The 21,958-nt window shown below is 73.6% G+C and carries 18 protein-coding genes and 1 pseudogene; 8 read left to right on the top strand and 11 right to left on the bottom strand.

Going from position 1 to position 21,958, the window contains the following annotated elements; all coding sequences use genetic code 11:
* Window positions 1–56: 56 nt before the first annotated feature.
* Both JKV81_RS29600 and JKV81_RS29595 read right to left on the bottom strand, forming a co-directional pair.
* Window positions 57–710: a CBS domain-containing protein gene (locus JKV81_RS29600; protein WP_202078699.1), complete on the bottom strand. Its 654-nt coding sequence runs from the start codon at window positions 708–710 to the stop codon at window positions 57–59.
* Window positions 711–765: 55 nt separating this feature from the next.
* On the bottom strand, window positions 766–1,350 hold the full coding sequence (locus JKV81_RS29595; RefSeq protein ID WP_202078697.1) for an Rv1733c family protein: 585 nt from the start codon (window positions 1,348–1,350) through the stop codon (window positions 766–768).
* 347 nt (window positions 1,351–1,697) lie between these two features.
* Between JKV81_RS29595 and JKV81_RS29590 the strand changes: the two genes are divergently transcribed.
* The gene (locus JKV81_RS29590; protein WP_129260582.1) at window positions 1,698–2,729 is read left to right on the top strand and encodes an alcohol dehydrogenase catalytic domain-containing protein; all 1,032 of its coding nucleotides are present in this window, start codon (window positions 1,698–1,700) and stop codon (window positions 2,727–2,729) included.
* 25 nt (window positions 2,730–2,754) lie between these two features.
* Here JKV81_RS29590 and JKV81_RS29585 read toward each other — a convergent pair whose 3' ends face one another.
* Window positions 2,755–4,047, bottom strand: a complete 1,293-nt coding sequence (locus tag JKV81_RS29585; RefSeq protein WP_307820624.1) for a sialidase family protein — start codon at window positions 4,045–4,047, stop codon at window positions 2,755–2,757.
* A gap of 356 nt (window positions 4,048–4,403) precedes the next feature.
* Between JKV81_RS29585 and JKV81_RS29580 the strand changes: the two genes are divergently transcribed.
* Window positions 4,404–7,895, top strand: a complete 3,492-nt coding sequence (locus JKV81_RS29580; RefSeq protein WP_307820623.1) for a phosphodiester glycosidase family protein — start codon at window positions 4,404–4,406, stop codon at window positions 7,893–7,895.
* 210 nt (window positions 7,896–8,105) lie between these two features.
* Window positions 8,106–8,900: pseudogene (locus tag JKV81_RS29575) on the top strand (GH12 family glycosyl hydrolase domain-containing protein); the annotation flags it as partial.
* 73 nt (window positions 8,901–8,973) lie between these two features.
* Here JKV81_RS29575 and JKV81_RS29570 read toward each other — a convergent pair.
* The 3 genes from JKV81_RS29570 to dhaK form a co-directional block, all read right to left on the bottom strand.
* The gene (locus JKV81_RS29570) at window positions 8,974–9,384 is read right to left on the bottom strand and encodes a PTS-dependent dihydroxyacetone kinase phosphotransferase subunit DhaM (protein WP_129260579.1); all 411 of its coding nucleotides are present in this window, start codon (window positions 9,382–9,384) and stop codon (window positions 8,974–8,976) included.
* Complete coding sequence (dhaL, locus tag JKV81_RS29565; RefSeq protein ID WP_147982550.1) at window positions 9,381–9,998, bottom strand: dihydroxyacetone kinase subunit DhaL; 618 nt, start codon at window positions 9,996–9,998, stop codon at window positions 9,381–9,383. Before dhaL ends, JKV81_RS29570 begins: the two co-directional genes overlap by 4 nt.
* A 136-nt stretch (window positions 9,999–10,134) precedes the next feature.
* Entirely contained in the window at window positions 10,135–11,121 is a 987-nt protein-coding gene (gene dhaK / locus JKV81_RS29560; RefSeq protein WP_372444266.1) for a dihydroxyacetone kinase subunit DhaK, read from the bottom strand.
* Between the two features lie 300 nt (window positions 11,122–11,421).
* On the opposite strand from dhaK, the gene JKV81_RS29555 reads away from it, so the two are divergent.
* A complete protein-coding gene (locus JKV81_RS29555) occupies window positions 11,422–12,522 on the top strand; it encodes an NAD-dependent epimerase/dehydratase family protein (RefSeq protein ID WP_202078694.1) in 1,101 nt (366 codons plus the stop codon).
* Between the two features lie 10 nt (window positions 12,523–12,532).
* Here JKV81_RS29555 and JKV81_RS29550 read toward each other — a convergent pair whose 3' ends face one another.
* Window positions 12,533–13,645 (bottom strand): sensor histidine kinase, encoded by a 1,113-nt coding sequence (locus JKV81_RS29550; protein WP_129260575.1) that lies wholly within the window; start codon window positions 13,643–13,645, stop codon window positions 12,533–12,535.
* 4 nt (window positions 13,646–13,649) lie between these two features.
* Window positions 13,650–14,420, bottom strand: coding sequence for a response regulator transcription factor (locus JKV81_RS29545; protein WP_202078692.1), 771 nt, complete (start codon window positions 14,418–14,420; stop codon window positions 13,650–13,652).
* Between the two features lie 124 nt (window positions 14,421–14,544).
* Between JKV81_RS29545 and JKV81_RS29540 the strand changes: the two genes are divergently transcribed.
* From JKV81_RS29540 to JKV81_RS29530, 3 genes are read left to right on the top strand one after another with little or no spacing between them, the layout of a single operon-like run.
* Complete coding sequence (locus tag JKV81_RS29540; protein WP_307820622.1) at window positions 14,545–15,276, top strand: glycosyltransferase family 2 protein; 732 nt, start codon at window positions 14,545–14,547, stop codon at window positions 15,274–15,276.
* Window positions 15,273–15,932 carry a TIGR04282 family arsenosugar biosynthesis glycosyltransferase gene (locus JKV81_RS29535; protein ID WP_129260572.1) on the top strand — a complete coding sequence of 220 codons (660 nt, stop codon included), beginning with the start codon at window positions 15,273–15,275 and terminating at the stop codon, window positions 15,930–15,932. The genes JKV81_RS29540 and JKV81_RS29535 overlap by 4 nt, the downstream gene beginning before the upstream one ends.
* Entirely contained in the window at window positions 15,929–16,702 is a 774-nt protein-coding gene (locus JKV81_RS29530) for a class I SAM-dependent methyltransferase (protein WP_129260571.1), read from the top strand. Before JKV81_RS29535 ends, JKV81_RS29530 begins: the two co-directional genes overlap by 4 nt.
* Window positions 16,703–17,012: 310 nt before the next feature.
* Here the strand turns inward: JKV81_RS29530 and JKV81_RS29520 are convergent, their stop codons facing one another.
* Window positions 17,013–18,287: a molybdopterin-dependent oxidoreductase gene (locus JKV81_RS29520; protein ID WP_202078688.1), complete on the bottom strand. Its 1,275-nt coding sequence runs from the start codon at window positions 18,285–18,287 to the stop codon at window positions 17,013–17,015.
* A gap of 164 nt (window positions 18,288–18,451) precedes the next feature.
* Here JKV81_RS29520 and JKV81_RS29515 point away from each other — a divergent pair, with 164 nt between their 5' ends.
* Complete coding sequence (locus tag JKV81_RS29515) at window positions 18,452–19,873, top strand: hypothetical protein (protein ID WP_202078685.1); 1,422 nt, start codon at window positions 18,452–18,454, stop codon at window positions 19,871–19,873.
* 36 nt (window positions 19,874–19,909) lie between these two features.
* Here the strand turns inward: JKV81_RS29515 and JKV81_RS29510 are convergent, their stop codons facing one another.
* Window positions 19,910–20,662 carry an SDR family oxidoreductase gene (locus tag JKV81_RS29510; protein ID WP_202078683.1) on the bottom strand — a complete coding sequence of 251 codons (753 nt, stop codon included), beginning with the start codon at window positions 20,660–20,662 and terminating at the stop codon, window positions 19,910–19,912.
* A gap of 19 nt (window positions 20,663–20,681) precedes the next feature.
* On the bottom strand, window positions 20,682–21,878 hold the full coding sequence (locus tag JKV81_RS29505; protein WP_129260566.1) for a glycoside hydrolase family 26 protein: 1,197 nt from the start codon (window positions 21,876–21,878) through the stop codon (window positions 20,682–20,684).
* Between the last annotated feature and the right edge of the window lie 80 nt (window positions 21,879–21,958).

Below are 21,958 nucleotides of genomic sequence, written 5' to 3'. Positions count from 1 at the left end.
GCGTCTTCAGCAGGGTGCACGCGAAGCTCTCGCAGGGATCGCAGCTCCTGCAGGGATCACGCCCCGACGTCGGAGTGCGTCGCCGGGCCCAGGTCCAGGCGGATGTCCACGACGCCCTCCACCGCCCGCACCGCACGGGCGACGAGCGGGACCAGCGCCCGGTCGGACAGAGCGCCCCCCAGGGTCACCACCCCGTCGGACACCCGTACGTCGATGCCGGAGGCGGCCGGGAGACCGGACAGCACGGTGCGCGCCTCGGCGGCGATGTCGTCGTCGGAGCGCAGGAAGACCTTCAGCAGGTCACCCCGGCTGATGATGCCCCGCAGGACACCACCGCTGTCGACCACCGGCAGACGCTTGACGCGCCGCCGCGCCATGATCCGTGCCGCTTCGGCCACGGTGGCGTCCGCGTGCACCGTGACGGCAGGGCTCGACATGAGCTGCTCCGCGTACAGCGCGTCGGCCTTCGAGGTGTCCGCGAACGGCCGGTCACCCGGTACGGAGCCTCCGGTGGGGCGGTTCTCCTCCTTCGGCAGGAGGTCCGCCTCCGAGACCACCCCGATGACACGCCCGTCGCCGGCGAGCACGGGCAGCGCGCTCACCTTCCACTGGTGCATCAGGGTGACGATGTCCTTGTACGAGGCCTGGCCGCCCACGGCGACCGCGGCACGGGTCATCAGGTCGCTCACGGTGTGCGGCGAGGTCGTCATCACGGGCTCTCCTGGCGGGGCGGACGCGGGCCCGCCCCGCGTCGCCGGTCGGGACTCAGACACGTCGGCTCCATTCCGGTTCCACTCTGCTCCACTCGGTCTCCCAGTCGGCCGCACGCCGCCGGTTGCACATCACCCGGATCCCCAGCCCGGCCACCACCCCGGCGCCCACGGTGACGGCCGCGATCCCGCCGCCCGCCACCAGCGCCTCGGCCCACGCCTCGCGGTCCCCGGCGGGCGCGCTCGTGACCCGGCCCCGGTGATCCAGCCAGACGTCCGTCCGCTCCCCCCGCTCGGTGCCCGGGGCGACCATCGCCTTCCCCGTGACAGCGCCGCCCGCGGTATCGGTCCAGCGGACCGGTACCGGGACGCGTGCGGAGCGCCCCGACTCGTCCGACCAGGGCGACGACGTCGCGGCGTCCCGGAGCACCAGGGCGCGCACGAGATGCCGGTCGGCCCGCTGTTCGGCGGCGACCGACCGTTCGTGCTCGAAGGCGGACCAGCCGTGTGCCGCGCCGATCGCCGACGCGCACACGAGAACCAGGGTGGACAGGACAAGGAACAGCCGGACCTCGACGACGTCTATCCCCCGGCGCAGAGGATGCGAACGCCACCGCCGGCTTCCGATCGCAACGGACATGGGTGCACAGCCTTTCGGGCCATGTTCCGGTCTCGGCGGCCACCCCGGTGTCCCGTTCCGCGACGGCGGTCATCCGCCTCCGCCCGGGATCCGGGGGCCGGTCGCCTCCCTACCGAGTCTCCGCACGCCCGCGGGGGCGCAGAAGGGCCGTCCGACGCACCCCGGAGGGCCGACCGGTCCCTCGTGGGCGCTTCCGGCGGCGGCGGAATCGCGTCGTCCCCCTCGGCCGGGGGACCGAATGTCCCGGAGGACTACCCCCTCCGTCTCTCGAAGGGAACGCGGTGCGGACGGAGACTGGGAGTGCCGCGGGCCAGCCGTCGGCCGGCGTCGGAGAGGGAGTGAGCACTGTGCACGCATTCGTCTACCACGGCCCCGGCGAGGGACGCTGGGAAACCGTCGACGACCCGGCGATCGAGCATCCTGCCGACGCCCTCGTGAGGGTCGAGGCGGCCACCGTCTGCGCGGGCGACCTGCACACGTTGCGGGGCGATATCGGCGGGGTGAAGCCCGGCACGGTCCTGGGGCACGAGGCCGTCGGCGAGATCGTGGACGTCGGACCCGAGGTGCACGCCGTGGTCCCGGGCGACGAGGTGATCCTCTCGTCCATCTCCGCCTGCGGTCAGTGCCCGCCGTGCAGGGAGGGCGCGCACGGCCGGTGCACGCAGGGCGGCGGGTGGCTGCTGGGGCACGAGACGAACGGCACCCAGGCGGAACTCGTCCGGGTCCCCTTCGCGGACCATTCGACCCACAAGCTCCCCTACACCCTGGACAGGCGCACGGCCGTCCTCTTCTCCGAAGTGCTGCCCGCCGCCTTCGAGCTCGGCGTACGCAACGGCAAGGTCCGGCCCGGTTCCGTGGTCGTCGTGGTGGGCGCGGGGCCGGTGGGCCTGGCCGCGCTGGTCGTCGCCGGCATGTTCACCCCGTCCCGCGTCATCGCCGTCGACCTCTCGCCCCGCCGTCTGGAGATCGCCACCGAGCTGGGGGCCGACGCCGCGGAGCTCCCCGGCCGGCTGATAGCGGAACTGTCGGAAGGCCCCGGCGCGGACGTGGTCATCGAAGCGGCGGGAACTCCCGACAGCTTCGCCCTGTGCACCGGGGCCGTGCGCGACGGCGGTCACATCGCCAACATCGGGATGCACGACTCCGCGGTCACCCTGCACCTGGAGAACCTGTGGCGCAAGAACGTCACCATCAGTACGGGCCAGGTCGACGCGTCGTCCACGCACTGGCTCCTCGAGACGCTCGCGCCCCAGCACCTGGAGCGACTCTCGCGGATCGTCACCGGGGAGCTAGGCCTCGCGCGGACGGGCGAGGCCTACGACGCCCTCACCACCGGTGTCGAAACGGGCGCGCTGCGGACGGTCCTCCAGCCGGCATAGGCCCCGCCCGCTCCGGGGCGGCGCGCTACGGCAGGTTTCCCGTCCCGAAGTACGCCCTGCACACCGTTCCGTCGAAGTCGGTGGCGATCTGCAGCACCTGCCTGCCGTCCGCCGAGGGCAGCAGCGGCGAGCTGTAGTTCTGGCAGTAGTTCACCTCCGGGTCCGGCACCGTCACCGGGGCGGCGATCGCGGACCACGGCCCTTCGCCGTTCCGCGCGTTGGTCAGAACCGTACGGCCGCTGCCGGCGGCGGGCGTGCCGTCCCGGTTCAGCAGGCGCTGTCCGACCAGCAGGATGCGCCCGTCGGACCCGCCGCCCGGAGCGGGTGCCCAGGCGATGGTGGGAGCGGCGCGGAAGTACCGGCCGTCGGCGGTCTCGGGCCGGATGCCCAGCCAGGCGGGGTCCCCCCAGTTCCAGCCGTCGGCGGACGTCCGGTAGTGCACCACGCACTGGTACTGCCCGCCGGGATTGCAGATCTCGTAGCTCATGAAGTACGTGCCGTTCGGCAGCTGCCGGACCACGGGCATACCCGGCCGGTCGGGCTCCCAGCCGCTGGCCACGGTGCTGTGGTGCCCTTCCCAGCGCACCCCGTCGTAACTGCGCGCCGCGACGAGTTTCTGACTGTGCGCGGGGTCGGTCTCATCGGCGTAATGGCAGACCAGCGCGCCGTCGGCGGCCACCGAGAACTCCGGTTCCCACAGGCCGCCCGTCCCGCCCGCCACCGCGCACGAGGACAGGTAGGACCAGCTGGCGCCCACATCGTCGCTCCGCCAGATCCGCAGCGCCATGCGGCGGTCGGTCTCGTCCTGGCCGGCGGAGGAGGCCCACAGCAGCGTGCCGGCGCGCAGCGCGCCCACCTGCCGGGGCAGTTCGAACAGGGTGGTGCAGCAGAGGCCCTGGCCGGCCGCCGACTCCGGGTCGGCGATCCGGCCGACCTCGTGGAAGGTCGCCCCCGAGTCCGTGCTCTCGTGAATGGCGCCGATCCCGTTGTTGCCGTCGAAGGTGACGACGCTCGCCAGGACGCGTCCGTTGGCCGCGCCGTTGTGCGCGAGGCGGATGGCCCGCGGATACAGGCCCGCGCCGTCGCGTAGCGGGGTTCCGGTGGCCATGGGGGAGGACACGGCGGCCGGGCCGGTGCCGCTGGCTGTGGCGGTGGCCGAGGTGGTCAGCAGCAGGCCCAGCACGCCGGTCAGGGCGAGGACGAGGAGCTGTGTCCGGCGGCCGGCGGACCGGCCGCCGGGCCCGCGGCGACCGCCGGGACTCTGGGCGGAGCCGGCGCCGTGGCGCCGGACGAAGGCATGCGAAAGAGGCAGGATCACGGTCGTGTTCCTTCCGGGGCGGGTGGATTGCGCGTCAGGCTAGAGCCGGATGTACATCGATGTAAATAGATGGGACGTCAGTCCTCGTACCCGGATCCGGTCTGGCGCCGTGTCAGCCGTGACGAGCACCCCGAGCCCGGCGGCCGCACATGACCGGACCGGGCCTCGCAGCGTGCCGACGGCCCGTCCCACCGCCGGAGATGGGATGCCCCGCCGCGTCCGCCCGGGGTCACTCCCTCGCCGCGCGCTGTTCCTCCTGATGTCCCCGTTGTCCTCTGGCGCCTCCCACCGGGCCCGGCCATGCTGTCCGCCGACAGCGCTTTCCGCGCACAACCAGCTCCGCACCAGGAGGATTTGTGGGCCCAGGAACATTCCGCCCCGCCCTGCGGCCACTCGTGCTGCTGGCCACCGTGGCGGCGACGGTGGTCGGGGCCGTCGCCCCCGCAGCAGCCGACCCGACCCCGGACCCCCGCCCGCACACCACCGCGGAGATCCTCAGACCCGTCGCCCCGCCGGCCGCCAGTGGACCGTCCGGCGGAGCGGCATCCGTGGTGGACGGCGACGGCATCGAGACCGCCCGCGCCTCCCGCCCCGTCGCCCCCGGCGTACGTCTGAACTCGTACGACCGGCTGGAATCCGACAAGTGGCTACGGGTCGACACCCTCTCCGTCGACCTGGACGGCAGCGGAGTCCGCGCCGACTACCTCTCCTCCGGCAAGGTCGCCGACCGGCACACGGTCTCCGAGCTCGCGGCCGGACACGATCCCGGGAAGGGCCGCCGGACCGTCGCCGCGATCAACGCGGACTTCTTCGACATCAACGAGACCGGGGCGCCCCAGGGCCCCGGGGTGCGGGACGGCCGTACCGTCCACTCCCCGGCCCCGGGCGTCAACCGCGCGGTGGGCATCGGGCCGGGGAACGCCGGCCGGGTCCTGGAGCTGTACTTCGACGGCACGCTGACCCTCCCGTCGGGCACGCACCCCCTCGCCGCGTACAACGCGGCGAACGTACCCGCCCAGGGCGTGGGCGCCTACACCTCCGCCTGGGGGAGCGCCGACCGCGCCCTCACCGTCGACGACGCGAAGCCCGTCGCCGAAGTCGCCGTGCGCGACGGCACGGTGGTCTCCGTGTCGGGCACCCCCGGATCGGGGCCCGTCCCCGAGGACACCGTGGTCCTCGTCGGCCGTGAGGCCGGGGCGGCCCTGCTGACCGCTCTGAAACCGGGGGACCCGGTCGGCATCACCTACCGGGCGCGCACCGACGGCGGAGCCGTGCCCCGCACCGCCGTGGGCGGCCGTGAGCTGCTCGTCGTCGACGGAGTGGCGCAGAACCACGACGGCGAGGGCAACAACACCGCCGCGCCCCGCACCGCCGTCGGTTTCTCCCGGGACGGCCGGACCATGCAGGTCGTCACCGTCGACGGACGCCAGGCCGACAGCGGCGGCGTCACCCTCACCGAGCTGGGCGAGATGATGCGCGGGGCCGGCGCGTACAGCGCCCTGAACCTCGACGGCGGAGGCTCGTCGACGCTCGTCGCCCGCGAGCCCGGCAGCGACGCGCTCCAGGTCGAGAACAGCCCGTCCGACGGCAGCGAGCGCACGGTCCCCAACGGCCTCGCCCTGACCGCTCCCGACGGCAGCGGGCGGCTCCAAGGGTTCTGGGTCGAGACCCGTACGCCGCCCGGCGCGGCCCCCGGCGACGACCCGGTGGCCGGCGGCCGTCCCGAGCGGGTCTTCCCCGGCCTGACCCGGAAGCTCACCGCGGCCGGATACGACGAGACCTACGGACCCGCCGCCGGTGCCCCGCGCTGGCGCGCCGTCGACGCGTCGGTCGGCGGTGTCGACTCCCGGGGCACGTTCACCGCACGCCGCAGCGGCACGACCGACGTCAGGGCGGAGAAGGCAGGTGCCCACGGCGCGACCCGGCTCACCGTGCTCGACCGGCTGGCCCGGATCAGGGCCACCACCACGCGTGTCGGCCTGGCGGACAAGGACGCCACCGGCGCCTTCGGCATCGTAGGACTCGACGCCCACGGTACGAGCGCCCCCGTCGAGCCGGAGGACGTCACGCTCGACTACGACCACACGCTGTTCGCCGTCGCCGACGACGGCCGCGGCTCCTTCACCGTCACGTCCCTCACCGGCTCCGGGGCCGGGCGGATCAAGGCCACCGTGGCAGGCGTCAGCACCGTCCTCGCGGTGAGCGTCGGCCTCACGGAGCAGAGCGTGTCGGACTTCGAGGACGCCGGGTCCTGGACGTTCAGCCAGGCCCGCGCCGACGGCTCGCTCGCCGCGACCCCGGACGGCCACACCGGCACCGGTCTCCGGCTCACCTACGACTTCACCCGGTCGACCGCCACGCGCGCCGCCTACGCGGCCCCGCCGCGGCCCGTCGCCGTACCGGGCCAGCCACAGGCGTACACGCTCTGGATCAAGGGGGACGGCAACGGCGCCTGGCCCACCCTGCACCTCAAGGACGCCGCAGGCTCCGACCAGCTGCTGCGGGGGCCGTACATCACCTGGACCGGCTGGCGGCCGGTCACCTTCGCCGTGCCGCCCGGCGCGGCGATGCCGCTGACGGTGTCCCGCTTCTACCTCGCCGAGACGGCCGCGGCCCGGCAGTACACCGGTGAGATCGTCATCGACGACCTGACCGCCCAGGTGCCGCCCACCGTCGAGCTTCCCGAACAGGACGAGCCCGCGGACCCGTTGATCGACCCCGCCGCCGTCACCGAGGGCCGCGACTGGCGGTTCGCGGTGATGTCGGACGCCCAGTTCGTCGCCCGGGACCCGGACAGCGCCATCGTCCGGCAGGCACGCCGCACCCTGCGCGAGATCAAGGCGGCCCGGCCCGACTTCCTGGTGGTCAACGGCGATCTCGTCGACGAGGGATCCCCGGCGGACCTCGCCTTCGCCCGCCAGGTCCTCGACGAGGAACTCGGTTCCACGCTGCCCTGGTACTACGTGCCGGGCAACCACGAGGTGATGGGCGGGAAGATCGACAACTTCATCTCACAGTTCGGCCCCGCCCGGCGGACGTTCGACCACGAGGGCACCCGGTTCGTCACCCTCGACACGTCGAGCCTCAGCCTGCGCGGCGGCGGCCTCGACCAGATCAAGGAACTGCGGTCCCAGCTGGACGCGGCGGCGAAGGACCGCTCCGTCGGCTCCGTGATGCTGATCGAGCACGTGCCCCCGCGCGATCCGACCGTGCAGAAGGGCAGCCAGCTGAGCGACCGCAAGGAGGCCGCCCTCGTCGAACAGTGGCTCGCGGACTTCCGCCGTACGACCGGCAAGGGCGCGGCCCTCGTCGGCAGCCACGTCGGGGTGTTCCACGCCTCGCACGTCGACGGGGTCCCCTACCTGGTCAACGGGAACTCCGGCAAGGCGCCGGCGAGCCCCGCGGACGAGGGCGGGTTCACCGGCTGGTCCCTGATCGGCGCCGACCGCGTCACGCCCGGCGAACAGGCGACGGCACGCCGGCAGCCGTGGCGGGGCGGGCCCGACTGGGTCTCCGTGCAGACCCGCGCGCACGTCGACGAGCTGGCCCTGGACGCCCCCTCCGCACTCGTCGCGGGGGAGCGGACGAAGGTGAGCGCGCGGGTCACCCAGGGGGCGCGGACCGTGCCGGTGGCCTTCCCGCTCAGCGCGGACTGGACCGGCTCGCCGAACGTCCGCATCGGGACCGCGGACGGCGCCCGCCGGCACCACATCGCCACGCTGGACCCGGCCACGGGCACCCTCACCGCCCTCCGTCCCGGAGCCGTCACGCTCGCGGTGACCGTCAACGGTGAGACCCGCCAGGTACGGATCCGGATCGCGGCCGGGGCGGTGGCGCCCGCGGCCTGACCTCCCGTCACCCACCGCACGGCTCCCGGACCCGGTCCGGGAGCCGTGCGGCGTTCCGGCGCGCGGAAAGTGCCGGGATTCGTCGGTGCCCGAGCCTTGCGCCCGGTCCCGCCCGCCCCATAGGTTCCACGCTGGAATGGAGTGGGAGCGCTCCCGTCTTGCCCTGCCGCGGTCCTTCCGGGTACCTCGGCCCCCCACCGAAGGGACATCATGAAGAGCCCCATCCGCTTTCTCCGGTCGTTACGGACCGAGGCCGCCGTACTGGGCGTGGCCCTGGCCTCCTGCGCGGCCCTCGCCCTCACCGCCCCGCCCGCACACGCGGACATCCAGCTCTGCGAGCAGTACGGTTCGACGGTCATCCAGGACCGGTACGTGGTGCAGAACAACCGCTGGGGCATCGCCGAGGAGCAGTGCCTCGGTGTGACGGCGAACGGTTTCGATCTGACCCGCGCCGACGGCTCGGTGCCGACGAACGGGGCCCCCAAGTCCTACCCGTCCGTCTTCAACGGCTGCCACTACACGAACTGTTCACCAGGCACCCGGCTCCCGGCGCAGCTCAGCTCGATCGACAGGGCACCGAGCAGCATCTCCTACCGGTACGTCGACAACGCGGTCTACGACGCGGCCTACGACATCTGGCTCGACCCCACGCCCCGTACCGACGGCGTGAACAGCACCGAGATCATGATCTGGTTCAACCGGGTGGGCCCGGTCCAGCCGATCGGCTCGCCGACCGGGCACGTCACGGTCGGCGGGCGCGACTGGGAGGTGTGGACGGGCAACAACGGCGGCAACGACGTGATCTCGTTCCTGGCCCCGTCCGCGATCGACAGCTGGAGCTTCGACGTCATGGACTTCGTCGACGAGACCGTCAACCGGGGCATGGCACGGCCCGACTGGTACCTCACCAGCGTCCAGGCCGGGTTCGAACCGTGGCAGGGCGGAGCGGGGCTCGCCGTCAGCTCCTTCTCCTCGTCCGTGGAGACCCGGTCCGGCATCGGCGGCCCGGCCTGACCCCACGCGCGACCCGTCCCGCGCCGGCGGCCCCTCCCTACGGGGGCGGCCGGCGCGGCACCTCTCACGTCTTGCGGTAGCCGTACGCGTCCGTGGCCGCCGCCTCCACGGTGTCCAGGTCGCCCCCCGCCGACGCCGTCACCAGCGCGGCCACCGCGCCCTCCACGAAGGGCGCGTCCACCAGCCGCGAGCCCTCGGGCAGTTCGTCGCCCTCCGCCAGCATGGACTTCACGGTGAGCACCGCGCTCCCGAGATCCACGAGCAGCGCCACCCCGGCGCCCCTGTCGACGGTCCTCGCCGCCTCGGCGATCAGCTCCGCGCTCGTCCCCAGGCCGCCGGCCGAGGTGCCCCCGGCCGCAGCCACCGGAGCCGTCGAGCCCCCGGCCGCCAGGCCCCTGGCCAGCTCGACGACGGCCTCGGCCACCGGCCCGCTGTGCGAGACCAGCACTATCCCGACCTGCCTCCCGTCGCTCACGCGTCGCCCCCACCGCTCGGTTCCGCGGCCTCGGCAAGTGCCCCGACCAGCAGCGCCGCCGAGGCGGCCCCCGGATCCTGGTGCCCGATGCTGCGCTCGCCCATGTAACTGGCCCTGCCCTTGCGCGCCCGCAGCGGCACGGTCGCCAGAGCGCCGGCCAGCGCCGCGTCACGGGCTTCCTCGAACGAGGAGGCCAGCACCTCGACGGCCGGCAGCAGCGCGTCGAGCATCGTCTTGTCGCCGGCCTGCGCCCCGCCGAGCTGTGCCACCGCGGCGACCCCCGCCCCGAGGGCCTCCGCGAGCTGGTCCGGGGTCACCTCCGGCGCATCGCCCAGCGCCTTCCCCGTACGGCGCAGCAGCGTCCCGTACAGCGGCCCGGACGCCCCGCCGACCGTGGAGATCAGATGGCGTCCGGCCAGGGTCAGCACCGCCCCCGGGGTGGCGGGTGCCTCCTTGTCGAGGACATCGCTCACCGCCGTGAAACCGCGCCGCATGTTGCTCCCGTGGTCGGCGTCCCCGATCGCGGCGTCGAGATCGGTCAGCCGGTCCGCCTCACGGTCGACGGCAGCCGTGGTGGCGGCCATCCAGCGACGGAAGAAATCGGTGTCGAGCACAAGGTCTCCTGTTCCTCACACACGGTGGAAAATCCGGACGCACGGCGGGCGGTCCTGCGTACGGCGGCACGTCCGGGCGCACGGCGGGAAGCACGGGCGCACGACGGCGGATCCGTACACACGGCGGGAAGAGCGCTCACCGGCCCCAGCGGAGCGCGGGCGTCTGCACGGGCGCGTCCCAGAGCCGCACCATCTCCTCGTCCACCTGGCAGAGCGTCACCGAGCAGCCCGCCATGTCGAGCGACGTCACATAGCTGCCCACCAGCGTACGAGCCACCGACACCCCCCGCTCCGCCAGCACCCGCTGCACCTCGGCGTTGAACCCGTACAACTCCAGCAGCGGCGTCGCGCCCATCCCGTTGACCAGCACCAGCACCGGGCCGGTGGGCCGCAGATCCTCCAGCACCGCGTGGACCGCGACGTCGGCGATCTCCCCGGACGTCATCATCGGCCGGCGCTCCCGGCCCGGCTCGCCGTGGATGCCGATCCCCAACTCCAGCTCACCCGGCGGGAGATCGAACGTCGGTGTGCCCTTCGCCGGAGTGGTGACGGAGCTGAGTGCCACCCCGAAGCTGCGCGAGGACTCGTTCACGCGCCGGGCCATGGACTCCACCCGCTCCAGCGGCGCCCCCTCGTCGGCGAGGGCACCGGCCAGCTTCTCGACGAACAGGGTCGCCCCCGTGCCGCGCCGGCCGGCGGTGAACGTGCTGTCGGCCACCGCCACGTCGTCGTCGACCAGGACCTTGGCCACCTGGACGCCCTCGTCCTCGGCGAGTTCGGCGGCCATGTCGAAGTTCAGCACGTCGCCCGTGTAGTTCTTCACGATGAACAGCACGCCCGCACCGCTGTCGACGGCCGCGGCCGCCCGGACCATCTGGTCGGGCACCGGCGAGGTGAAGACCTCCCCGGGACACGCGGCGGACAGCATCCCGGGGCCGACGAACCCCGCGTGCAGCGGCTCGTGGCCGGAACCCCCGCCCGACACGAGACCCACCTTCCCGGCCACCGGGGCGTCGCGCCGGACGACGAGACGGTTCTCGGCGTCCACGACGAGTTCCGGGTGGGCGGCTGCCATTCCGCGGAGACCGTCCGCGACGACGGTCTCCGGCACGTTGATGAGCATGCGCAACGGTTCCTCCTGGGGAGAGCAACGGCGGGCCGCTGGTGCCGCCCGGCCGTCGGCGTGGATCCGATCCTCTGGTCGCAGGTCGTACGGCACCCAGTATCGAAGAGACCGGGGTGATCGGGAAGCGACGCGTCGAGGGACACGGCCAGAACCGTCGCGGGCCGCCCGCACACGGCCGCCGGCCGGGCAGGGTGCGCCGCCCCGCGCAGGGCCATCCGGCCCCCGAGGTCTTACGGTCCCGTGACGCGGGCGTGCCGCACGGCCTGACCCGCCGTCGGGCCGCCTAGCGTGGCTGCCATGCGTGTACTGGTCACCGGCGGAGCCGGTTTCATCGGGTCGTACATCGTCAGGACCCTCGCCTCCGGCGGGCACGAGCCGGTGGTCCTGGACGCCCTCCTGCCGTCCGCCCACGGGCCGGCCGGCTCCGGCGTCCCGGCCGCCGGCGACCTGCCGCCGGGTGTCCGTACGGTCGTCGCGGACGTACGGGACCGGGAGGCGGTGGCCGGAGCGCTCCGCGGGGTCGACGCCGTGTGCCACCAGGCGGCGATGGTCGGCCTCGGCAAGGACTTCGCGGACGCGCCGGAGTACGTCGGCTGCAACGACCTCGGCACCGCGGTGCTGCTCGCCGGGATGGCCGAGGCGGGCATCCGCGACCTGGTGCTCGCCGGCTCGATGGTCGTCTACGGCGAAGGGCGCTACGACTGTCCCCGGCACGGCACCGTCAGGCCCGGCCCGCGCGCCGTGGCCGACCTCGACGCCGGCCGCTTCGAACCGCACTGCCCGCGGTGCGGCGCGGAACTGGTGCCCGGCCTGGTCACCGAGGAGGCACCCGGTGATCCGCGCAACGTCTACGCGGCGACCAAGCTCGCACAGGAACACCTCGCCGCCGCCTGGACCCGCGCGACGGGCGGCCGGGCCGTCTCCCTGCGCTATCACAACGTGTACGGCCCCGGGATGCCCCGGGACACCCCGTACGCCGGTGTCGCGTCCTACTTCCGGTCGGCCCTGGCCCGCGGCGAGGCCCCGCAGGTGTTCGAGGACGGCCACCAGCGCCGTGACTTCGTCCACGTACGGGACGTGGCGGCGGCCAACGCCGTGGCGCTCGCGGCGCTGGGGGAGCGGGAACCGGGCACCTTCGACGCCTACAACACGGGAAGCGGCACACCGCACACCATCGGCGAGATGGCCTGGGCCCTGTCCTCGGCCCACGGCGGCCCCGACCCCGTGGTCACCGGTGAGTACCGGCTCGGGGACGTCCGCCATGTGACCGCGGATTCGCGGCGCCTGCGTGACGAGCTCGGCTGGAAGCCCGGGACCGAGTTCGCGCAGGGGATGCGGGAGTTCGCCACGGCGCCCCTGCGGAGCTCCGGGGAACCGGACGCGGCGGGGGACCGCTAGCGGTCCGGCCTCAGCCCGGTGCCGCCGGAAGGGTGACCTCGAAGCAGCAGCCTCCGGCCACGTTCCGTACGTCCGCGCGGCCGGAGTGTGCCTCGACGATGCCCCGGACGATGGCGAGTCCGAGGCCCGCGCCCGCCGGCGGTGTACGGGCCTGGCTGCCCCTCCACCCCGTGTCGAACACGCGCGTCAGCTCGTCCTCGGGAATCCCGCCGCACCCGTCGGTCACCGAGAGCACGAGACCGTCGGGTGAGCGCTGAGCGGCCATCGAGACCGTGCCGTCGGCGGGCGTACGCCGGATCGCGTTGATCAGCAGGTTGCCGAGGACCCGGCTCATCTCCTTGCTGTCGACCTCCACGGGCACGGCGTCGACCCGGTCGCCGACCAGACGGACCCCGTGCTCGCGCGCCAGCGGATGGGCCCCGGCGAGCGCGTCGCCGACCAGGTCGTGGGAGGACACCCGGGCGGGGGCCAGCGTGAGCGACCCGGCGTGGATCCGGGAGAGTTCGAAGAGATCACCGACCATGTCGTTCATGCGCTCCACCTCCCTGCGCATCTGCCGCAGATAGCGGCCCGAGTCGGCGGCCATGCCGTCCTCCAGCGCCTCGGACATGGCACGCAGCCCGGTCAGCGGGGTCCGGAGATCGTGCGAGATCCAGGCGACGAGCTCCCTGCGCGATCTCTCCAGGGCACGCTCGCGCTCCCTGGAGCCCTCCAGCTTCGCGCTGGTGGCCGCCAGTTCACGGGTCAGCGCGGCGAGTTCCGCGGTGGCCTGGCCCTCCGGCGCCGCGAACCTCCCGCCCTCGCCGAACGAACGCGCGGCCAGCGTCAGGTCCCGGCTCCTGGCGGCCACCCAGCGGCCCAGCAGCATCGCGGTCGCGAGGGAGACCGCGGCGGCCATGGCGACGACGGTCGTCACCACCGTCAGATCGTGCGGGGAGAGGAACATCGCCCAGGCCACGGTCAGGGTCCCGGCCAGCATCGCCGTCACGGCCACCGCGGCGACGACGGTCAGGGAGACCACCAGGGGGCGGTGCCGGAGCAGCCGCAGGGCCAGGGCGCCCAGCAGCCCGGCCGCGGCGGCACCGAGAAAGGCGAGGAAGGCGATGAGGAGGATGTCGGCCATGCGCTCAGCTCCCGGGAGTGTCGTCGTCCGGCAGGTCCAGGCGGTACCCCACGCCCCACACCGTCCTGATCAGCGCGGGACGGGCCGGGTCGGCCTCGACCTTGCCGCGCAGCCGGCGTACGTGCACCGTCACCGTCGACAGGTCGCCGAAGTCCCACCCCCAGACCTCCCGCATCAGCTCCTCACGGGCGAAGACCTGGCCCGGGTGGGTCAGGAAGAACGCGAGGAGGTCGAACTCCCGGAGCGTGAGAGCGAGATCCCTGCCGTCACGGGTCGCCCGGCGGGCGAGCGGCTCCAGGCACAGCCCCGCTCCGCCGAGCGCGGCGGGTGCGCCCGCCTCGGTGCGCCGGCCCCGGCGCAGGACCGACTCCACACGCAGTACCAGCTCACGCGGGCTGAAGGGCTTGGTCACGTAGTCGTCCGCGCCGGTCTCCAGCCCGAGGATCCTGTCCTCCTCGTCCCCCCGGGCGGTGAGCATGATGACGGGCACGGGCCCGTGCGCGCGCATCCGGCGGCACACCTCGAAGCCGTCCATGCCGGGCAGCATCAGGTCGAGCACCACGAGATCGGGCCGGTGAGCCGCGAAGCATTCCAGTGCCGCCGGTCCGTCGTCCGCCCGGTCGACGTCGTACCCCGCGCGTTCCAGATACCCCGCGGCGACCTCCACGACCGTCGGATCGTCGTCCACGACGAGCACACGACCGTGCGACACGCCGTCCCCGCGGCCGGTCGGTGACGCGGCGCGGTGGCCGGGAGGGGAGGAGATGTTCTGCATGGGGGCAACTGTGGCACCACCGGCCGTCCGGACGTACGGTCCCCGGCCGCCACACGGTCGACGTCCACGTTTCGTAAGAACCCGAAGACCGAAATGCCGGTTTTCTCTCCGTAGGGTGATCGATGTGACCCACCCTTCACCGCCGGCTGATCCCGCCGGCTCCCCCCGCGCCGACATCGTTCTGCCCTGCCTCGACGAGGCACAGGCCCTGCCCCGGGTACTGGCCCGTGTACCCGACGGGTGGCGGGCCATCGTCGTCGACAACGGATCCACCGACGGCTCCGCGGACATCGCCCGCTCGCTCGGCGCCACCGTCGTGCACGAACCACGCCGCGGCTTCGGCTCCGCCTGCCACGCGGGGCTGCTCGCCTCCGACGCCGAGTACGTCTGCTTCTGCGACTGCGACGGCTCGCTCGACCCGGCACTGCTCCCCGGCTTCGTCCGCAGGATCGCCGACGGCGAGTGCGACCTGCTCCTGGGCCGCCGCCGTCCCACGACCCGCGGTGCGTGGCCCCTGCACGCCCGACTGGGCAACATCGCCCTGTCCGGAATGCTCCGCCGCCGTACCGGCCTCCGGCTGACCGACCTCGGACCGATGCGGGCCGTACGCCGGGAGGCCCTGCTCGCACTCGACCTGACGGACCGTCGCAGCGGCTATCCGCTGCAGATGGTGGTGCGCGCCTCGGACGCCGGACTGCGCGTCGCCGAGACCGACGTGCCCTACCACCCCCGGACCGGCAGGTCCAAGGTCACCGGAACCTGGCGGGGGACCTGGCACGCCGTACGGGACATGCGTGCCGTGCTGCGACAGCCGCCGACGGCCCCGCACGGCGTCAGGGCGGAGGCGGCCCGATGAGCGGGACGACGGCCCCCGCCGGGGCGACCACCGTGCTGGTCATCGCCAAGGAGCCGGTCCCCGGACGGGTCAAGACCCGGCTCACGCCGCCGTTCAGCCCCGCCGAGGCCGCCGAACTCGCCGCCGCGGCGCTCGAGGACACCCTGAGGACCGTGCTCACCCTGCCCGCGCTGCGACGGGTCCTCGTGCTCGAAGGGCGCCCCGGCCCCTGGATGCCGCAGGGCTTCGACGTGCAGCCGCAGAGCGAGGGCACCCTCGACCGGCGCATCGCGGCGGCGTTCGGGACCTGTACCGGGCCCGCCCTCCTCATCGGGATGGACACGCCCCAGATCACACCGGCCCTGCTCGCGCCCGCACTCTCCCCCGGCGGCTGGGACGGCTGCGACGCCTGGTTCGGACCGGCCGAGGACGGGGGCTTCTGGGCCCTCGGCCTGGCCCAGCCCGACCCCGGCCTCGTCCGGGGTGTGCCGATGTCCCTCCCCGGAACGGGCGGAATCCAACGGGCGCGCCTGACGGGAGCGGGCCTCACCGTGCGCGACCTGCCGCCGCTGCGCGACGTGGACACCGCCGACGACGCCCTGCGCGTCGCCGCCGACGCGCCCCACGGCCGGTTCGCCGCGGTCCTCTCCCGCCTGGGCCGGGCGGTGGTCCGATGAGCACGGTGCTGCCACCGGCGGGCCCCGCCGCCTGGGCGACCGATCCGTACGCGCGTGCGCTGAGCCGGGGCCGCGGACCGCTCTTCCTGCGCCGGAAGGACGGGTGGCTCCTGCCACTGGACGTCGAACGCTGGTGCGCGGAGGCCGATGCCGCGGACCTGTCGGCACTCCGCCGCAGCGAGGGGCCGGTCATCGACATCGGCTGCGGCCCCGGACGGCTGGTGGCCGCGCTGGCCGCCCGTGGACACCGCGCGCTGGGGATCGACGTGAGCGAGGCAGCCATCGGACGCACCCAGCGGATCGGTGGGCCGGCGCTCCGACGCAGTGTGTTCGAGCCGCTGCCCGGGGAAGGCCGCTGGGGGACCGCCCTGCTCATCGACGGCAACATCGGCATCGGCGGCGACCCGCAGGCCCTGCTCCGCCGGGTCGGCGCCGTACTGGCACCCGGGGGCCTGCTCATCACGGAGGCCGCGCCCCACGAGGTGGACGAGCAGGTTCAGGTACGCCTCGACGACGGCCGGGAGCCCGCCGGCGCGCCGCACTTCCTCTGGGCCCGTGCCGGGGTCTCCGCCCTGCTCGGGTACGCCCGTTCGGAGGACTGGGAGCCCGTCGATCAGTGGGAGGCGGACGGCCGGCCGTTCCTCGCCCTGCGCCGCGCCCGGACGGTCCGCACGACCAGCCAGAGCGCCGACACGGCGAACAGCGCCGCCGTGATCAGCAGCCAGTTCCCCAGGAACCTGTCGGGGGACATCCCGCTCGCCGGCTCGTAGCGCTCCGCCTGACGCGTGATCAGGGGGAACCACATCAGCAGCAGCAAGCCGGACAGGAGCAGCGGTACGCGGACGAAGTTCACCAGCGCCGGCCGCCGGGCCACGGGAATCCGCAGGGCCCGGTCCGCCGCCGAGTACAGCGGCACCAGCACCAGGTCGTGCACGAACGCGGCGCCCACGAACCACACGAGGATCATCAGCGTGTCCCCGTCGAGCAGCCGCACCCCCGCGTACCCCGCGAGGGCGAACGACGCGGCCATCAACAACAGGTGCAGCGGCCCTTCCCCGTACCAGCGGCGCAGCATCCGCATCACAGCTCTCCGAACGTCAGACGGCTCACCCATTTGGTGTTCATCACCCCGGGGGCCGCCGGCACGATGACCCGCGCCGGATAGCCGTGATCCGGTGACAGCGGCTCACCGTTGACGCCCAGGGCCAGCAGCGAGCGGGGGTCGCGTACCTGGTTGTCCCTGAGCGCCACCTTCCGGAACGGCCCGCTGCGCTGGAGGGACTCCACCAGCACCCCCGGCGGCCGGCCGTCGGGGAAGCCCGCCAGCGTGGCGAGATCGCGCAGAGGGACCCCGCGCCACCACTGGTCGGATGTCGACCAGCCCTCGACACAGGCGATGGGCAGCGCCGCGCTGTGCTGGTCCATGGCCAGGAGCTCCGCCCGCGACAGCCGGAACTCCCCGGCCGGTCCGGTCACCGTGAGCCGCCACCGTTCCCCCGTCTCGGCCGGGGCGATGCCCACCTTCGCGGCCGTCTTGTTGATCTGGAAGCCGTTGGGCCCCGAGCCGGGCTCGGCACCCCCGCGCGGGGTCAGCAGGGCGGTCCGCCGCAGTCCGCCGTCGAAGCTCCGGCCGGCGGACGTCAGGAGGAGCAGCAGCGACCCGGCCCCCACGACGGCCAGGGCGCCCCGCCGGGAGACGGTCGGCGCCGCGGGATCCGGTGAGGCGAGTTCGTCGCTGTCCGCCGCGGGGAGACCGTGGCGCAGGACCCGCAGTGCCCGGGGCAGCTTCAGACAGGTGTGGGCGAGGAACGCGGCGAAGAAGACCCAGGCCCCGTAGAAGTGCAGGGGGTAGAACGATCCGGGGAACAGGTACTCCAACTGGATGTTCAGCAGCCCCGTCACGAACTCGAAGAGCGCCCCGCCCACGAGCAGCAGCAGCGACAGGCGCTCCAGGGCGTGCCCGGCCGACCGCGCCGGCGGCAGCGCGAAGAGCTTCGGGACCACCGACCACAGCTTGGCCAGCAGGACCGGGACCAGGACGATGCCGAGGGTGACGTGGACCCCCTGGGTCAGCCGGTACAGCCAGTGCGGCCCGGTGGGCCAGTCGAACAGGTAGAAACCCAGCCACCCCTTGTCCGGAGTCTTGTCGTTCACCGCGGCGAGATCCGGGTTGTACGCCGCGTACGACAGGAGGCCGGTGACGAACAGCAGGGTGATGCCGGCGAGGAGCACGAGACCGAGTACGGCCGTGAACCGGACCCCGCGCACCGGACTGCGCCAGAAGGCGGGCCGGGTGGGAAGAGGAAGGCCGGGGGAGGGGCGCTGTGCACCGGTTCGCTGAGGTCTGTCGCGCATGTGCCGACGTTATGCCGGGGACCCCGCTCCCCGGGGCGTACGACTCCTGACGAAAGTCTGACGCCGGCGGTGCGCGGCGGATCACCCGCCGCGGAATCTGACCGTTGTGTGACACGGCTGCGTCGCACCGCCCACCGGGCCCGCCCGATGCGTAGCGTGCCCGCGTGACGACCGAGGAAAGAAGCCACCGCGTCCGGCCCCCCGAAGCCCCCGAAGCCCCCGAGCCCGCCCGCACCGACGAACCGGCCGGCCGCCGCCGGGATCTGACGGCCGCGGCGGCGGGGGTTCTGCTGGTGGCCGCGGCCATAGGGATCGGCTGGGTGATCCAGCAGGGCGACGGCAGCCTTCAGGTCCAGTGGCCACCCCTCCTGGCCTCCTGGGACCCGCATCTCGGCCCCGGCACCCCGGCCGCCGTGGCGGTGGCGGTGGCGGTCGTCGCCTACGGGCCACGGCTGGCCGCGCGGCTCCCCTGGAGGCGGCTGCTGCTCACCTGCTGGGCCGGCTCGGTGGCGTGGATCCTCTCGCTCGCCCTCATCGAGGGCTGGTACCGGGGGATCGCGCGCAGGCTGACCACCAAGCACGAATACCTGCGGGTGATCGACCGTTTCGACGACATCGGCGCGGCCCTGCGCGGTTTCACCGACCACATCGTCATCGGTCCGCCGGGCAACTGGCCCGCCCACGTCGCGGGTCACCCGCCGGGCGCCACACTCACCTTCGTCGGCCTGGACCGGGCCGGACTCGGGGGCGGCGCCTGGGCGGGCATGTGGTGCATCGTGCTCGGCGGCTCGGCTGCGGTGGCCGTCCTGGTCGCGCTGCGCGCCCTGATGGACGAGCACCTCGCCCGGCGCGCGGCTCCGTTCCTCGTCCTCGCCCCCTTCGCCGTCTGGACAGGCACCTCCGCGGACGGCTACTTCGCCGCCGTCGCGGCGTGGTCCGTGGCGCTGCTGGCCCTCGCCGCGACCCGCACGGCCAGGCACCCCGGGGCAGCCGCACTGGGCTCGGGCCTGCTGTTCGGGCTGACCTGCTACCTCAGTTACGGTCTGACGCTCATCGCGGTCCTGCTGGGGGCCGTCCTCCTGCTGGCCCGGACGGCACGTCCGCTCGCCCCCCTCGCCCTCGGCGCCCTGGTCGCACCCGTGGCCTTCACCCTGGCGGGATTCAACTGGTGGGAGGCCTACCACCTGCTGGTCGAGCGCTACTACCAGGGCGCGGGCGGCACCCGCCCCTACTCCTACTGGGTCTGGGCGAACCTCGCCTGCACCACACTCGCCGCGGGCCTCGCCACCGTCGCGGGTCTGCGCCGCGCGGCGGTGTCCGCCCCCGCCGCCGTACGCGGAGTGCGTCAGGGCACCACCACGGCGGCCCAGCGGCTCGCGCTCCTCACCCTCGCCGCGCTCCTGGCCCTGGCCGTCGCGGATCTGTCCGGGATGAGCAAGGCGGAGACCGAACGCATCTGGCAGCCGTTCGTCGTCTGGCTGATGCCCGCCGCCGCCCTGCTTCCCGGCCCCGGCCGGCGCGGCTGGCTCGCCGCCCAGGCCGTCGTCGCCCTGCTGGTCAACCATCTGCTGTGGACCGGGTGGTGAGCGACGGCGGAGGCCCGGTGCGGTCACGAGGTCCCGTCAGGCTCCCCGGGTGACCGCACCGGCGAGCCACTCGTCGAACGTCTGGCTGCCCCGGGGCCCCTCCCCGGCCGGCAGCTGGCCGTCGCCCGCCATGGCGGCCCCCACGGCACCCGGCAGCCTCACCGGCACCACCAGCCTGCGCTGGTGGCGGGCGTGGAGCAGCCGCCGTACCAGGTCGACGAGCAGTTCCACCCGCGGTCCCGCGAGCTCGGGAGCCATGCCCCGCGGCGGGGCGAGCGCCAGCTCCACCAGGTGCCGCGCCACCTCACGCGCCGCGACCGGCTGGATGTTCATGCGGGGCACCACCGCGACCGGCCCCGGCATCTGCTGGAGGGTCTGGGGCACGAACTCGTGGAACTGCGTGGCCCGCAGCACGGTCCACGGCACCCGCCCGCCCCTGACGACCTCCTCCTGGCGGAGCTTGCCCTGGTAGTAGCCGTGCCCGACCCGGTCGATGCCGACGATCGACAGCGCCACATGGTGGCGCACCCCGGCGCGCGCACCCGCGTCCAGCAGATTGCGGCTGACCGAGCCGAAGAACGCGACCGCCCTGCCCCGGCCGACCGCCTTCCTGTTGCTCACGTCGATGACCGCCTCCACGCCGGCGAGGGCCGCGTCGAGGCCCTCGCCGGAGAGGAGGTCCACACCGCGCGACCGTGCCAGCACGACCGCTTCGTGTCCCGCCGCGGCCAGCTCCTCGACGACCTGCCGCCCGACCACCCCGGTTCCGCCCGCCACCGCCACCCGCATGCCGCGCTCCTCCGGTCTCTCAGCCGCGTACGCAGAACTCGCGGTCGCTCAGCCACTGGCCGAACCAGTCGCTCAGCGGGACGGTGAAGCACCACCCGGAGCCGTTGGTGTCCGGCGTGGGCACCGTCGGCGTGGGCTTGTCCGGCTTGGGCGCCGTCGGTGTCCCGCTCGGGTCGGCAGCGGGCGCGGAGGGCTCCGTGGCGTTCGGCAGGCCGCTCAGCATCTCGCGGAACACCCGGGAGGACTCGGGATTCTCGGAGCACTGCCACACCCCGTGCGGACAGTAGTCCGTGATCGTCTGGTACACCGGCTTGTGCTGCTCGATCCACTCCAGCATCCGGCGCATGTACTCGGGATTGTCGCCGTTGCGGAACAGCCCCCACTCCGGGAACGAGATCGGCTTGCCGTGCTCCGCGGCGAAGTCGACCTGCTTCTGCAGGCCGTAGGGTTCGTTCACCTGCTCGTCGAAGTCCCGCGCCGGAGGCTGGTCGTAGGAGTCCATGCCGATGATGTCCACGACGTCGTCGCCCGGGTAGCACTCCGTCCAGGGCACGGCGTCCCGCCCCCTGCTCGGCGCGAAGTCGAAACGGAACTCCTGGCCGGACACCGACCGCATCGTGGTGACGATGCGGTTCCAGTACGCCTTCCAGGCGACGGGGTCGGGACCGCACCGGTGCGTGTACGTCGTCCCGTTCATCTCCCAGCCGAGGACGATCACGGTGTCCGGTACGCCGAGCAGCACCAGGCGCTCGGCCAGGCGGCGGAAGTGCTCGTCGAAGCGGCCCTCCGCGCCGTCCCGCAGCAGACCGCGCACCTCGTCGTCGGAGACATGCTCCTCGTTGCGCTCCAGCATCGGCGTGTTGAGGACGAACATCCGGTCGTCGGCCGCCTTGCGCCAGGCCGCCCAGGAGGCGAGGAACCCGGGGCGGCCCTCGATGTTCTCCCACAGGTCGCCCGGCAGATAGCTGTGCCCGACGCGCATCTCCGTACCGCCGAGCCAGCGCGAGAGCTCTCCCATCCGCTGGACGCCCTTCGGCCCGTAGTCCAGGTAGGCGCCGATGGCGGTCGTCGTCGCCGGCTCGGGGGCCTGTTGAGCCGCGCCCTTACCGGCCTGGGTGTCCTCCGCGTCGCGATCGGCGAGGACCGCGCCGCCGACGAGGAGGCAGAGCGCGGTCGCGCCGACGCCGAAATTGATGAGACGGCGCTGTACGGGCACGGCTCCTCCTTGGATTGCGGCCTTACTCCGACCCTGCCGACCCTAAGGAGAAAGATTCAACAATGGGCTGCGGGACCGCC

Origin of the sequence: Streptomyces silvae (genome assembly GCF_016745505.1) — a bacterium.
Lineage (GTDB): Bacteria > Actinomycetota > Actinomycetes > Streptomycetales > Streptomycetaceae > Streptomyces > Streptomyces silvae.
This window is presented reverse-complemented; position numbering and strand designations above follow the sequence as displayed.